At 67.5% G+C, this 13,563-nt stretch carries 15 protein-coding genes; 7 read left to right on the forward strand and 8 right to left on the reverse strand.

What is annotated here, in order from left to right; translation table 11 throughout:
- Positions 1 to 119 precede the first annotated feature (119 nt).
- Positions 120 to 2,084, reverse strand: coding sequence for a potassium transporter Kup (locus ACQKJZ_RS06750; protein WP_427730486.1), 1,965 nt, complete (start codon positions 2,082 to 2,084; stop codon positions 120 to 122).
- 125 nt (positions 2,085 to 2,209) lie between these two features.
- Here ACQKJZ_RS06750 and pdeM point away from each other — a divergent pair, with 125 nt between their 5' ends.
- On the forward strand, positions 2,210 to 2,872 hold the full coding sequence (gene pdeM / locus ACQKJZ_RS06755) for a ligase-associated DNA damage response endonuclease PdeM (RefSeq protein WP_427730487.1): 663 nt from the start codon (positions 2,210 to 2,212) through the stop codon (positions 2,870 to 2,872).
- 1 nt (position 2,873) lies between these two features.
- On the opposite strand, the gene msrA is transcribed toward pdeM, so the two are convergent.
- From msrA to pabB, 4 genes are all read right to left on the reverse strand, one after another.
- Positions 2,874 to 3,551: a peptide-methionine (S)-S-oxide reductase MsrA gene (msrA, locus tag ACQKJZ_RS06760; protein ID WP_427730488.1), complete on the reverse strand. Its 678-nt coding sequence runs from the start codon at positions 3,549 to 3,551 to the stop codon at positions 2,874 to 2,876.
- Positions 3,552 to 3,694: 143 nt separating this feature from the next.
- A complete protein-coding gene (locus ACQKJZ_RS06765; RefSeq protein ID WP_427730489.1) occupies positions 3,695 to 3,844 on the reverse strand; it encodes a hypothetical protein in 150 nt (49 codons plus the stop codon).
- Between the two features lie 233 nt (positions 3,845 to 4,077).
- Complete coding sequence (locus ACQKJZ_RS06770) at positions 4,078 to 5,277, reverse strand: pyridoxal phosphate-dependent aminotransferase (protein WP_427730490.1); 1,200 nt, start codon at positions 5,275 to 5,277, stop codon at positions 4,078 to 4,080.
- Positions 5,278 to 5,331: 54 nt separating this feature from the next.
- Positions 5,332 to 7,080, reverse strand: coding sequence for an aminodeoxychorismate synthase component I (gene pabB, locus ACQKJZ_RS06775; protein ID WP_427730491.1), 1,749 nt, complete (start codon positions 7,078 to 7,080; stop codon positions 5,332 to 5,334).
- A gap of 97 nt (positions 7,081 to 7,177) precedes the next feature.
- Between pabB and ACQKJZ_RS06780 the strand changes: the two genes are divergently transcribed.
- Positions 7,178 to 7,852, forward strand: a complete 675-nt coding sequence (locus ACQKJZ_RS06780; RefSeq protein WP_427730492.1) for an MBL fold metallo-hydrolase — start codon at positions 7,178 to 7,180, stop codon at positions 7,850 to 7,852.
- A gap of 121 nt (positions 7,853 to 7,973) precedes the next feature.
- On the opposite strand, the gene ACQKJZ_RS06785 is transcribed toward ACQKJZ_RS06780, so the two are convergent.
- Together ACQKJZ_RS06785 and ACQKJZ_RS06790 are read right to left on the reverse strand one after the other, a co-directional pair.
- Positions 7,974 to 9,602 (reverse strand): M28 family metallopeptidase, encoded by a 1,629-nt coding sequence (locus tag ACQKJZ_RS06785; protein ID WP_427730493.1) that lies wholly within the window; start codon positions 9,600 to 9,602, stop codon positions 7,974 to 7,976.
- Positions 9,602 to 10,036, reverse strand: a complete 435-nt coding sequence (locus ACQKJZ_RS06790; RefSeq protein ID WP_427730494.1) for an MAPEG family protein — start codon at positions 10,034 to 10,036, stop codon at positions 9,602 to 9,604. Before ACQKJZ_RS06790 ends, ACQKJZ_RS06785 begins: the two co-directional genes overlap by 1 nt.
- A gap of 206 nt (positions 10,037 to 10,242) precedes the next feature.
- Here ACQKJZ_RS06790 and rpmF point away from each other — a divergent pair, with 206 nt between their 5' ends.
- The 5 genes from rpmF to ACQKJZ_RS06815 all read left to right on the forward strand — a co-directional run bounded on the left by rpmF (position 10,243) and on the right by ACQKJZ_RS06815 (position 13,197).
- Entirely contained in the window at positions 10,243 to 10,422 is a 180-nt protein-coding gene (gene rpmF, locus ACQKJZ_RS06795; RefSeq protein WP_037568791.1) for a 50S ribosomal protein L32, read from the forward strand.
- Positions 10,423 to 10,462: 40 nt separating this feature from the next.
- Positions 10,463 to 11,491, forward strand: coding sequence for a phosphate acyltransferase PlsX (gene plsX / locus ACQKJZ_RS06800; protein ID WP_312489617.1), 1,029 nt, complete (start codon positions 10,463 to 10,465; stop codon positions 11,489 to 11,491).
- A complete protein-coding gene (locus tag ACQKJZ_RS06805; protein WP_427730495.1) occupies positions 11,488 to 12,456 on the forward strand; it encodes a beta-ketoacyl-ACP synthase III in 969 nt (322 codons plus the stop codon). The genes plsX and ACQKJZ_RS06805 overlap by 4 nt, the downstream gene beginning before the upstream one ends.
- An 89-nt stretch (positions 12,457 to 12,545) precedes the next feature.
- Positions 12,546 to 12,845, forward strand: a complete 300-nt coding sequence (locus tag ACQKJZ_RS06810; protein ID WP_312489615.1) for an integration host factor subunit alpha — start codon at positions 12,546 to 12,548, stop codon at positions 12,843 to 12,845.
- Positions 12,846 to 12,885: 40 nt separating this feature from the next.
- Entirely contained in the window at positions 12,886 to 13,197 is a 312-nt protein-coding gene (locus ACQKJZ_RS06815; RefSeq protein WP_427730496.1) for a MerR family transcriptional regulator, read from the forward strand.
- Positions 13,198 to 13,351: 154 nt separating this feature from the next.
- Here ACQKJZ_RS06815 and ACQKJZ_RS06820 read toward each other — a convergent pair.
- The coding region (locus ACQKJZ_RS06820) for a hypothetical protein (RefSeq protein ID WP_427730497.1) at positions 13,352 to 13,563 on the reverse strand (212 nt) is incomplete at its 5' end.

Consider the following 13,563-nt stretch of genomic DNA (forward strand, 5'->3'; position numbering starts at 1 on the left):
CGGCGCGGGGAGGTGGCAGGCGAAGCCTGACGGAGGGGGCTTCTACCCAGGTCAGCCCGTGCTGCAATCCCCCCTCCACCACCGCTTCGCGGCGTCCCTCCCCGGCGCCGGGGCGGATTTTACACCGTCACCTGCTCGCCCAGTTCCAGCACCTTGCCCGGCGGGATCCGCAGGAAGTCGGTCGGGTCGCTGGCATTGCGCTGGAGGAACATGAACAGCCGGTCCTGCCATAGCGGCATGCCCTTGTCCGCTTCGGGCTTCAGCGTGTTGCGGCCGATGAAATAGCTGGTCTTCATCGGGTTCAGCCCCATCTGCTTTTGCTCTACGCCCAGCTCGCGCGGCAGGTCGCGCGGCACGTCGGGCGTCTCCATGAAGCCGTAGGTCAGCGTGACCGTCGCGAAATCGTCGTCCAGCCGTTCGACATGCGCCCGGTATTCGGGTTGCACCATGGGCCGGTCGGCGGTGCGGATCGTGACGATCAGGTTCTGCGCATGCAAAACCTTGTTATGCTTCAGATTGTGGAGCAGCGCGCCGGGCGCCGAGGCAGGGTTCGCGGTCAGGAAGACGGCGGTGCCGGGCACCCGCTCGGGCGGACGCTTGGCGAGCGCGGCGGCGAGATCGACGATCGGGATCGCCTGCCGCTTCTCGAAAGCGGAGACGATGCCGCGCCCGCGCACCCAGGTATAGATGATGAGGCCGACGCCCGCGCCGACGAGCAGCGGCACCCAGCCTCCCTCGATGACGCGCAGGATGTTCGCGCCGAAGAAGATCAGATCGAGCGTCAGGAACGGCAGGATCGCCGCCAGCGCCAGCGGCCGCCGCCAGCCCCAGCGATGCCGGACGACCAGATAGGCCAGGCAGGTGGTGACGACCATCGTCCCCGTGACGGCGATCCCGTAGGCCGCCGCCATCGCCGAGGACGTCTTGAACTGGATGACCAGCACCAGCACCCCGAACAGCAGCAGCCAGTTGATCGCGGGCAGATAGATCTGCCCCTGGAAATCGGCCGAGGTCTGACGAACGCGCAGGCGCGGCAGGAAGCCGAGCTGAATCGCCTGCTGGGTCAGCGAGAAGGCGCCGGTGATCACCGCCTGTGCCGCGATGACCGTCGCCATGCCCGCCAGCACGATCAGCGCCGGACGGAACGCCTCGGGCGCCATCAAAAAGAACCAATCCTGGTTGGTGAAGGTCTGCCCGCTCGCCGCCGCGCGCTCCAGCGCCGACAGCGCGAAAGCGCCCTGCCCCAGATAGTTGAGCGTGAGCGCCGGCAGGACCAGCGAGAACCAGCCGATTCGAATCGGCAGCCGGCCGAAATGGCCCATATCGGCGGTCAGCGCCTCGGCACCGGTCACGGTCAGGAATACCGCGCCCAGCACGAATAGCCCGACGACGCCGTGGCTGGCGAGGAAGCGAATGCCATAGCCCGGCCAGATGACCCGGGCGATCGAAGGCTCGTCGGCGATGTGCCAGATGCCCAGGCCGCCGATCACCAGGAACCACAGGATACAGATCGGCCCGAACAGCTTGGACACATGCGCCGTGCCGCGCGATTGCAGCAGGAACAGACCGATCAGGATGACGATGGTGCACAGCCGGATCACGCCTTCGTCGAAGATCGACGCGGCGGCGGGAATGGTGCGCAGCCCCTCCATCGCCGACAGCACCGACAGCGCGGGCGTGATGATCGCATCGCCGTAGAAAAGCGACGCCCCCGCCGCGCCCAGGATCAGCGCGAAGCGTGACCGGAGGCCCAGCGAGCGCCGCGCCAGCGCCGCCAGCGCCAGCACCCCGCCCTCGCCCTGATTGTCGGCGCGCATCAGGAAGATGACATATTTGATGGTGACGACCAGGAACAGCGTCCACAGCGCCAGGCTGAGTACGCCCAAAATCTCGCTGGGGTCGATACCGTCCGCCGCCGACTGCGATAGCGCCTCGCGAAAGGCGTAGAGCGGGCTGGTGCCGATATCGCCAAACACCACGCCGATCGCCCCCACGGTCAGCGCGGCGAGCGCGGGATGCCGCACGGCATGACCCTGGGCCACCGCGTGCTGGTTGTCGGTACTGTCGGTCGCTGTCGCCGTCATGTCCGTCGGAACCCCCTGTGCCAAAAGGACGGCGCGCTTTACGCCTCTTTGCCCGGGAAGCAAGGGCTTTCCCCAGCGCTCTGCAAACGCTTGATATTGCGCAGCGTCAAGCGCATGGACGGAAAATGGTTCCCTTTTCGTTCGGTGGCCGGGATTTTGCCGCCCTGCCCGAAGGCGCATTGTTCTGGCCTGCGCGCCACGCGCTGCTGGTCGCCGACCTGCATCTGGAAAAGGCCAGCTGGTATGCCGGCGGCGGCCAGATGCTGCCTCCTTACGATTCGCTGGCGACGCTGACCGAGCTGACCCAGGCGGTGGCGCGGACGGCGGCGCGCGAGGTCTGGTGCCTGGGCGACAGCTTCCACGATGCCGAAGGATGCGACCGGTTGTTGCCGCAGGCGCGCGCCATGCTGCTGGCGCTGACGGCGGCGACTCGCTGGACCTGGATCACCGGCAATCACGACCCCGTGTTGCGCGATCGCTGCGGCGGCGAGGTGGTCGACGAGGCGGTGGTCGACGGCCTGATCCTGCGCCACGAGGCCGATCCGGGGGAGACGCGGCCCGAACTGTCGGGGCATTTCCATCCCAAGCTGCGATTGCGGGTACGCGGCAAGATGGTCGCGCGCCGCTGTTTCGTCGGAACCCCGCACAAGCTGATCCTGCCTGCCTTCGGCGCGCTGACCGGGGGGCTGGACGTCGATCACCCCGCACTGGTCCAGGCGGTCGGGCGCGCCGCCGAGGCGCTGGTTCCCGTTCGCGACCGGATGCTGCGCTTCCCGGTCGCCGCCTGAGTTATCCTCGGTCCGCCCGCGCCAGATCGGGGAAACCGGCACGGAAGCCGGCGACCTTGGGCTTGTCCCAGCGCGTGATATAGGGATGCGTCGGATTGCGATCGTAGAAATTCTGGTGTTGCGCCTCGGCCGGGAAGAACTGGCCCTGCTCGATCCGGGTCGTGATCGGCTTGGCAAAGGCGTGGGCGCTGGTCAGCTGCGCGATATAGGCGTGCGCGACCCTGGCCTGTTCGGGTGACTGCGCGAAGATCGCCGAGCGGTAACTGGGGCCGCGATCCGGGCCTTGCCCGCCGACCTGAGTCGGATCATGCGCGATCGCGAAATAGACGCGCAGCAACGTCGCGTAGGACACCTGAGCCGGATCATAGACGATGCGGATCGCCTCGGCATGGCGGGTGCGCTCGGTCGAGACGGCCGGGTAGTTCGCCTCCTCGCGACGCCCCCCGGCATAGCCCGCCGTGACCGCGCGCACGCCCTTCACCCGCTCGAACACCGCCTCCATGCCCCAGAAGCAGCCACCCGCGAGGACGGCGACCTGGGGTTTCGGCGTGGCAGGTACGTCAACCGATGCCCTGGGCAACGGCACCGCGCGCTCGGCCTTGGCGGGGAGAGAGGATAGCGCGATCGCTCCGAAGGCGGTCGCGGCAAGGGCGATGCAGATGGGGGTGCGCATCGCCATGATATGGGGCGTTTTGGGGTTTCGGCTAGAGGCGGAGGTCGCGCGTGGACTTCGAATCCGCTCAGCCTGAACGGCCGTTATTGAGACCCGTCATACCCTCGCTCCGTTCAGCCTGAGCGAAGTCGAAGGCCAAGGGAATTTCCTTAGCGAACCGCCTCGACCGGCGCCGACGAAGCATAGCGGCTCGGCGCTTCCGCCGGGTGCAGGACCACGAGACCCAGGGCGCCAAGCGCAAATCCGCCGGCGAACTGCCATACGAAGCTGGACTTGAGGAGGGCACGCATCGTCTTCACCTGTCGTTCGCTGTCACCGCCCGGATGGGCCGGCGATCGTTACGGGGCCATCTGGTCGATCGACGCCGTTTCGACAATGGCATTTATAGAAACACAGCATTAACGGCACGTGATCGTGTCGTTCATGCCACAGTTAAGCCACATTGCCGCGCCGCATATAGATCATGAAAAAAGCCAGCCGAATCGCGAACTTGCCCCGATCGACTGGCTTTCGCACCGCAACAGGTGCGGAATTATTTCAGGGCGGCGCACGCCGTCTGGATGCGGGTGCAGGCTTCCCGCAGCAGCGCGTCCGAGGTCGCATAGCTGATTCGCATCGCCGGCGAGAGGCCGAACGCCGCCCCCTGCACCGCCGCGACCTTGGCATCGTCGAGCAGATAGCCGACGAACGCCTCGTCGCTGTCGATCAGGCGGCCCGAGGGCGTCGACTTGCCGATCAGCGGTGCGAAGGATGGATAGACATAGAAGGCGCCCTCCGGCGTCGGGCAGGTCATGCCGTCGATCGCGTTCAGCATCGACACCACCATGTCGCGCCGCGCCTGGAAGGCCAGGTTGCGCTCGGCGAGGAAGCTCTGGTCGCCGGTCAGCGCGGCAGTCGCCGCCGCCTGCGCCACCGAACAGGGGTTGGAGGTCGACTGCGACTGGAGCTTGGCGATCGCCTTGATGAGCCAGGGCGCGCCGCCCGCATAGCCGATGCGCCAGCCGGTCATCGCGTACGCCTTGGAACAGCCGTTCACCGTCAGCGTGCGCTCGTACAGTTCGGGACAGACCTGCGCGATGGTGGCGAAGCGGAAGCCGTCATAGACGATATGCTCGTACATATCGTCGGCGAACACCCAGACATGCGGGTGGCGAAGGATCACCTCGCCCAGCGCCTTCAGCTCGTCGGCGGTATAGCCCGCGCCCGTCGGGTTGGACGGCGAGTTGAGGATGACCCACTTGGTCTTGGGGCTAATCGCCGCGTCGAGCGCCTCGGGGGTCAGCTTATACCCCTGTTCCGGGCCCGCCTTCACGATCACCGGCACGCCGCCCGCAAACTGGACGACGTCCGGGTAGCTGACCCAGTAGGGCGCGGGGATCACGACCTCATCGCCTGCGTCGATCGTCGCGACCATCGCGTTGAACAAAGTGTGCTTGCCGCCGACATTCACGCTGATCTGATCGGCCTTGTAGGTCAGGCCGTTGTCGCGCGCGAACTTGGCTGCGATCGCCGCCTTCAGTTCGGGCGTGCCGTCGACGTTCGTGTATTTGGTCTTGCCGTCGCGAATCGCCTGGATCGCGGCCTCTTTGACGAAGTCCGGCGTGTCGAAATCGGGCTCCCCCGCGCCCAGCCCGATCACGTCGACCCCTGCGCGCTTCAGCTCCATCACGCGGCTGGTGATGGCAAGCGTGGGGGACGGGCTGATACGGCCGAGCGCGGCGGAGGGCTGCATGAAACGGAACCTTTGCGACAGGAATTTGCGGGGGCGCTTTAGACGCCTCCCACCTCAATTCGCAACCATCTCCGCACGAAACAATCCGCGAAGCGCATTGCCAAGCAAGAATCCGTCGCGAAGATCGGTGCGCGTCAGTCGCCCCTCGACCGCACGGCCCGTGTCGATCAAATGGGCGCGCAGCACGCCGGGCAGCAGCCCGTCCGCGAGCGGGGGCGTCACCAACCGGTCGCCGCGCGGGACGAAGATGTTGGTATAGCTGCCTTCGGTCAGGAACCCCTCGGGCGTCTCGAACAACACTTCCGCCGTTCCCGCCGCCGCGCGCGCCGCGTCGTAAAAGCCGCGCGCGCTGGTCTTGTGGCGCAGGCGCAGATCGGCCTGCGATACCGGCAGGGGTACGACCCGCACCGCGACGGGCGACTCGAACGGCGCGGGGCGTGGGGCGACCTCGACCACCACCGCGCCGCCGCGGGCGAGCAACAGCCGAATGCGCTTGGCCTCACGCAGGCGGAAGGTCGCCGCCTGCAACTCGTTGCGTGCATCGTGGCGGTCGAAGGTGAAGCCCAGCGCCTTCGCGCTCGCCTTCATCCGCGCCAGATGAAGCTCCAGATGCTGGATACCCTCCAGCGGGTCGAAGGCCATGGTCTCGATCAGGTCGAAATCGCGCTGGCCGTCGGTCAGGAACGCCGCCTTGGCCAGGCACTCGTCCCATTCGTCCGCCGCGACCGAGTCGGCGACGATCCCCGACCCCAGCCCCAGCGTCACGCGGTCGCTCCCCTCGGGCCAGGTGAGCGTACGGATGGCGACGTTGAACATCGCATCGCCATGCGCATCCAGCCGACCGATCGCGCCGGTATACAGGCCGCGCGGCGAATCCTCGATCGCGGTGATCGCCTGCATCGCCGCGATTTTGGGCGCACCGGTGATCGAGCCGCAGGGGAAAAGCGCGGCGAGAACATCCACCGCGTCACGCCCCTCGGCCAGATCGGCGGTGATGGTCGACACCATCTGATGCACCGTCGGATAGGGTTCGACCGCGAACAGCTCGGGCACCGCCACGCTGCCGGCCCGTGCGACCCGCGACAGGTCGTTGCGCATCAGGTCGACGATCATCAGATTTTCGGCACGCTGTTTGGGATCGTCGCGCAGGGCTTGCGCGGCCCGCGCATCGGCGGCGGCATCGCCGTGTCGCCGCGCGGTGCCCTTCATCGGCTTGGCGGTCAGCCGACCGGCATCGAGCGCAAAGAACATCTCGGGCGACAGCGACAGGATCACCCTATCGCCGGTCGCCACCACCGCGCCCCAGCCGGCGCGCGACCGGGCGCGCAGGCCCGCATAGAGCGCCAACGGATCGCCCACGACCCGGGCCGTGGCGCGGAAGCTGAGATTGACCTGATAGAGATCACCCGCCGCGATCCGCGCGGCGACCTCGGCGAATTGCGCGGCGTGGCGCTCCTCGTCCAGTTCGGGCCGCAGCGCGCCGATCCAGGCGCCGGCGGGATCGGGCAGCAGCGTCTCGACCGCCAGCGTCCGATAATCCTCGAACAGACCGAACCAGAGCAGCGGGCCATCGGCGGCGGCGGCGGCCACGTTCGGCTCGAACGCCGCGCCGGCCTCATAGGCGATCCAGCCCGCCGCATGCAGCCCGCGCGCCCGTGCCTGGCGTAGCCGGTCGAGCGCGGGCGCGACCTCTTCGGGCGCATGCGCGGTCACGATCCCGACCGGCGCGGTATAGAGCCGCGCCGCCGCACCCCCGTCACGGGCATCGTCGAGCAACACGAAAGGGGCATCGAGGCGCAGCATGAAGGACGATCCATGCACGGGCCGCCCCCAGGCATGCAAGCAGCGATTGGGGCAAGCAGCGATTGGCTATGGCCGCCCCAGCCTCTATCTCGGGGCGATGACTGACCTTGCTTCAACGCCCCCGCTGCGCGCCGCGATCGTGCCTGTCACCCCGCTCCAGCAGAATTGCTCGATCATCTGGTGCACCGCGACGATGAAGGCCGCCGTCGTCGACCCCGGCGGCGACCTGCCGCGCATCCAGGACGCGATCGCCAAGATCGGCGTGACGGTGGAGAAGATCCTCCTCACCCATGGCCATATCGACCATGCCGGCGGGGCCAAGGCGCTGTCCGATGCGCTTTCGGTGCCGGTCGAGGGGCCGCAGGAGGAGGACCGCTTCTGGCTCGCGCGGCTGGACGAGGACGGCCAGGCCTATGGCATCCCCGCGCAGATCGTCGAGCCGACCCGCTGGCTGAACGAGGGCGATACGGTGACGATCGGCGACCTGACCCTCGATGTGTACGAGACGCCGGGGCATACGCGCGGCCATGTGATCTTTCACCACGCGCCGTCGAAATTCGCGCTGGTCGGCGATGTGCTGTTCCAGGGCTCGGTCGGGCGCTCGGACATGCCCGGCGGGGATCACGACACGCTGATCCGCTCGATCGTCGAGAAACTGTGGCCGCTGGGGAACGACACCGCCTTCATCCCGGGGCATGGCCAGCCCAGCACCTTCGGGCATGAGCGGCAAAGCAACGCGTTCGTGGCGGATCGGGTATTGGGTTTGGGGTAAGGTATTGGGATGGGGCGAGGTTGGGGCGTGGGCTTCGACTTCGCTCAGCCTGAACGGGGTTTGGGGGCAAGTCCCATTCCCACGCTCCGTTCAGCCTGAGCGCAGTCGAAGGCCAAGGGAATCACCTACGTTCCGCAGCGCTCTCGCTGCGAATCGCCTTGAACTCCGAACCCGCACGCCACTCCGGCCAATCGCGGGACGACGCCAGATCACGCCCGATCCGGTACAGCAACCCGACATCCGCCGCCGCCCCGCGCAAATCCCATGTCGAATCCCAGGCATCACAGGTCTGGTGATAACAGCGCATATAGCCGTCCAGCCACGCCTGCCCCGCCGGGCGCCCGCCCGCGACCAGATCGGGCGCGCCGCTGATCGCCATCAGCAGCAGCGTCGGCACGCCCCGCCGTGCGACCGAGAAATGGTCGGCGCGGTAGAACAGCCCGCGCTCGGGCAACGCCTCGGGCGTCACCACCCGCCCTTGCGCGGCGGCGGCGGCCTTCAGCCGATCCTCAAGGTTGTTCTGCCCATCGCCGACCAGCATCACGTCCCTGGCCGGCCCCGCCGTCTGGAGAATGTCGAGCGTCAGGTTCGCGACCGTCTTGGCGAGCGGATAGACCGGCTTCACCGCATAGGTCTCCGACCCCAGCAACCCGCGCTCCTCGCCGGTCCAGAGCGCGAACACCAGACTGCGATCGGTGCGCGGTGCCGCCTTGAACGCCCGCGCCAGCTCCAGCACACCCGCCACGCCCAGCGCATCGTCATTGGCACCGGGGCGGATCGTGCGGCCTTTCGAATCGGGCGCGCCCTTGCCGTAAGCGTCCCAATGCGCGCCGAACATCACGACTTCGTCGGGGTGCGTCTTGCCGGGCAGCCTGGCCAATACGTTGCGGCTCTCGGCGCGCACCGTCGTCACCGGCAGGTCGGCGGAGAAGCGCTGGCCCTTCAGCTCGACCGGCCGGAAATCCGCGCGCCGCGCCGCTTTGCGCTGTTGGGCCAAGTCCAGCCCGGCGGCCGCGAAGAGCTTGTCCGCCGCCTCGCCCGACAGCCAGCCCTGGAGCAGCACGCGCGAGGTAGGGTCGCTGCGCACAATATCGTAATTCTCGCCCGCCGGTGCCGTCACCGTCGCCCAGCCATAGCCCGCGCCCGGTGTGTCGTGGACGATCAGCGCGCCGATCGCGCCCTGCCGCGCCGCTTCCTCAAACTTATAGGTCCAGCGGCCATAATAGGTCATGCGCCGGTCGCCGAACTTGCCCTTGGCATCGTCGCCCGCGACCGCTTCGAAATCGGGATCGTTGACCAGGAAGACCGCGATCTTGCCCTTCAGGTCGACGCCCTTGAAATCGTCCCAGCTGCGCTCGGGCGCATGCACGCCGTAACCGACGAAGACCATGGGCGCGTCCTGGATCGCCACCCGGTCGACGGGGCGCACGGTCGAGACATAGATGCCCTGCCCCTGGTCGAGCGGCATGCCCCCCGCGCGCATCGTCCCTTTCCCGATCTGGGTGCGGATCAGCGGCACGGCTTGGGTCCACTGGCCGTCGGGACCGCCGGGCTTCAGGCCCATCGCCTTGAACTGCGCGACCAGCCAGTCGACGGTCTTCGCCTCGCCCGGCGTTCCCGGCGCACGGCCCTCGAACGTGTCGGAGGCCAGCGTCTTCACATCGGCCGACAGGCGCTGCGGCGAAATCGGGTCGGGCGCGGCGGCGGTCAGGGTGGCGGCGGCGAGCGCGATCAGGGGCAGGCGAATCATCAGCGGTCGATCCTCACGACGGTGGTGGCCGCGACGGGCTTGGCCTGCGCGGTATAGACGAGCCCGATCCCCCAACCGGCCAGCAGCGCCAGGATCGCCCAGGTGCCGATCGCACCGCCCGCCCGCCCGATATTGGGCGCGGGCCGCATCATGCCCAGGCCATGGCCGATCCGCGCGACGATGAACGCACCCCCCAGCACCCACAGCCAGAAGGACGATCCGCCGGCCAGCTCGATCAGGCCCATCAGGATCAGGACGAAGGGCGCATATTCGACGAAATTGGCCTGGGCGCGGATGCCTGCCGCGAGTCGCGAATCGCCGCCATCGCCGATCATGACCTTGCCCCGGACACGCCCGACCACGATTCGCAGCGCCAGCCACAAATTGACGATGGCGGCCGCCGCCGCGATGCTCAGCGTAACCGGCAGGACCATAAATGCCGTCTTTCCTGTAAATTGCCTGATCTCAGGGAGTGCCATTCCGTGGCCGCGCTTGCAACATTGGCAAAACTCGCTATAGGCGCGGGGCTTCGCGATGCGTCCGGCTGGGTGCTCACGCGGCCGGGTCGTCGATCCGGGCGCGCTATGGGTGCTGACAGTGGTTGCGTCCATCCCTTGTTCGAATTTGATAAGGTGCCGCAATGGCCGTCCCCAAGAGAAAGACTTCGCCCTCCAAGCGCGGCATGCGCCGTGGCCACGACTCGCTGACCATCGCGGCGTTCCAGGAATGCCCGAACTGCGGCGAGCTGAAGCGTCCGCATAACCTGTGCACCGCTTGCGGCCATTATAACGGCCGTGAGGTCGTGTCGGTCGAGGGCTGATCCCCTCCTCCTTCACCTGAACGACCGTTAGAGGACACGCATGGCCGATAACGCCTGGATCGCCGTCGATGCGATGGGCGGCGACGACGGGCTGGCCGTGATGCTTGCCGGTGTCGCCAGAGCGCGACGCCGCTATGAGGGCATGCGGTTCTTCCTGGTCGGCGACGAGGCGCAGATTGCGGAGGGGCTGAAATCCCATCCCAATCTGTCCGCCGCGTCCGAGATCGTTCACGCGCCCGAGATCGTCGGTTCCAACGAAAAGCCCAGCCAGGCGATTCGTCGCGCCAAGACGACGTCGATGGGTATTGCCATCGATCTGGTCAAACAGCGCCGCGCCGCCGCCGCCGTGTCGTCGGGTAATACCGGCGCGCTGATGGCGATGGCCAAGCTGTCGCTTCGTACCCTGCCGGGCATCGACCGGCCGGCGCTGGCCGCGCCGTTGCCGACGCTGGGCGACAATGACGTCGTCATGCTCGACCTCGGCGCGAATACCGAGTGCGATGCGCGCAACCTCGTCCAGTTCGCGGTAATGGGCGCGGCCTATGCCCGCACGCTGCTCGAACTCGACAATCCGCGAGTCGCGCTGCTCAACATCGGGTCCGAGGATCAGAAGGGCACCGACGAGATTCGCGACGCCGCCGCCGTGCTGCGCGGGCAGAATCACCTGCCGCTGAACTTCACCGGCTTCATCGAGGGCAACCAGCTCGCCCGTGGTGAGGTCGATGTCATCGTGTGCGACGGTTTCGCCGGCAATATCGCGCTCAAGACCGCCGAGGGCACCGCGCGCTTCGTCGCCGACCTGCTCAAGCGCGCCTTCCGCTCCTCGACCCGCTCGAAGATCGGTTTCCTGATCTCGCGCCCGGCCACCCAGTTGTTGCGCGATCATCTCGACCCCAACAACCATAATGGCGCGGTCTTCCTGGGTCTCAACGGCCTGGTGGTGAAGAGCCATGGCGGCGCCACCGAAGTGGGCGTCGCCACCGCGATCGGCAACGCGGCCAAGATGGTGCGCGCCGACCTGACCCGGCGCATCGCCGAGGATCTCCTGAACTTCGAGGCTGCGGCATGATTCGCTCGATCGTCACCGGCACGGGCTCGGCGCTTCCAACCCGGCGGGTGTCGAACGAGGAACTGGCACAGCAGGTCGATACCTCCGACGAGTGGATCGTCGAGCGCACCGGCATCCGCTTCCGCCATATCGCAGGGCCCGAGGAGACGACCGCGACGCTGGCCGCCGACGCCGCCAAGGCCGCGATCGCCGCCGCCGGCCTGTCGGCGCAGGACATCGACCTGATCGTGCTGGCGACCGCCACCCCGGACCAGACCTTTCCGGCGACCGCGACCAAAGTGCAGGCGATGCTGGGCATCGCCGATTGCGTCGCGTTCGACGTCGCCGCCGTCTGCTCGGGCTTTCTCTATGCCGTGCAGGTCGCCGATGCGATGCTGCGCTCGGGCGTGCAGCGCCGCGCGCTGGTGATCGGTGCCGAAACCTTCAGCCGCATCCTCGACTGGGAGGATCGCACCACCTGCGTCCTGTTCGGCGATGGCGCCGGCGCGATGGTGCTGGAAGCGCGCGAGAGCGATGACGACGCCGGGCGCGGTATCCTCGCGACCAAGCTCCATGCCGATGGCCGCCATAACGGTCTGCTCTATGTCGATGGCGGCCCCTCGACCACCGGCACGGTCGGCAAGTTGCGCATGAAGGGCCGCGAAGTCTTCCGCCATGCCGTCGTCAATCTGGCGCAGGTGATGGAGGAATCGCTGGGGCTGGCCGGCCTGACCCCGGCCGATGTCGACTGGGTGGTGCCGCATCAGGCCAATGCCCGCATCCTCGACGCCACCGCGCGCAAGCTGAACCTGGCGCCCGAAAAGGTGGTCGTCACCGTGGACCGGCATGCCAATACCTCGGCCGCGTCGGTGCCGCTGGCGCTGGACACGGCGGTGCGCGACGGACGCATCCGCCAGAACGACCTGATCGTCCTCGAGGCGATGGGTGGCGGCTTCACCTGGGGCGCGGCGGTGATCCGCTTCTGAACAAATGCCTGAAGTTGACCGAGATAAATCCCTTTCGGTCATATTCCTGGCTGTGTTAGGCGAACATTAGACACCATTGGGGGATGGCAATGACCAGTGAAGGAACTCTGACCCGCGCTGATCTGGCGGAATCGCTGCATCAGGAGATCGGGCTGTCGCGATCGGACTCGGCCCAGGTGGTCGAACAGATCCTCGTCGAGATGTGCGAGGCGCTGTCGCGCGGCGAAAACGTCAAGATTTCGGGCTTTGGCACCTTCGTGCTGCGCGACAAGGGAGAGCGGATCGGCCGCAATCCCAAGACCGGGGTGGAGGTGCCGATCGCACCGCGCCGCGTGCTGACCTTCCGCGCCAGCCAGATGATGCGCGATCGTATTGTCGCGGCCGGATAGACCCGAACGACCGCTGGACGGTGGCAAGACCGATGGTGCCATGCGCACCATCGGCGAGACGTCGCGCGAGACCGGCGTGGCGCAGCATGTCCTGCGCTATTGGGAAAGCCGCTTTCCGCAGCTTCGCCCGGTCCAGCGTGCGGGCAACCGCCGCTATTACCGGCCCGAGGATCTGACGCTGATCCGCCGGCTCGACCGGTTGCTCAACCAGCAGGGCTATACCGTGCGCGGCATCCAGCAGTTGTTCGAAAGCGAGGCCAAGGCGAAGAACGATCCCGCCGCGATGCTGCGCAGCATTCGCGATTCGCTGGCCGAGGCGCTGGCCTGGGACGACCGGGCGGAGACGCGGTAGGGGTTTACGCGTGGCCTTCGACTTCGCTCAGGCTGAACGGCGGTTGGGGGAAATCGCGGCATTATTCCCTCGCTCCGTTCAGCCTGAGCCCTTCGTCTTTGCTCAGGATAAACTTCGGCGCTTCGCGCCGAAGTCGAAGGCCACGCCCCGTCGCTTACCCCGTAACGACCACCCCACCCTGCTCCGCCAGCAGCAAATCCCGGCACGCCCGGTTATAGGCATGCGCGCGCCACCAGAACCAGCCGCCATTGCCCATGCCCCAGGCCGCCACGCCCAGTGCCGCCCAAGGCACCGCGCGTGCGGCACGACCGCCCCGCGCCGCGACCCGGCCGGCGGCGAGACCGCCCTTGCCGATGCGGCGCGCGG

Source organism: Sphingomonas sp. NPDC019816, from assembly GCF_050274375.1.
In the GTDB taxonomy this organism is placed as follows: domain Bacteria; phylum Pseudomonadota; class Alphaproteobacteria; order Sphingomonadales; family Sphingomonadaceae; genus Sphingomonas.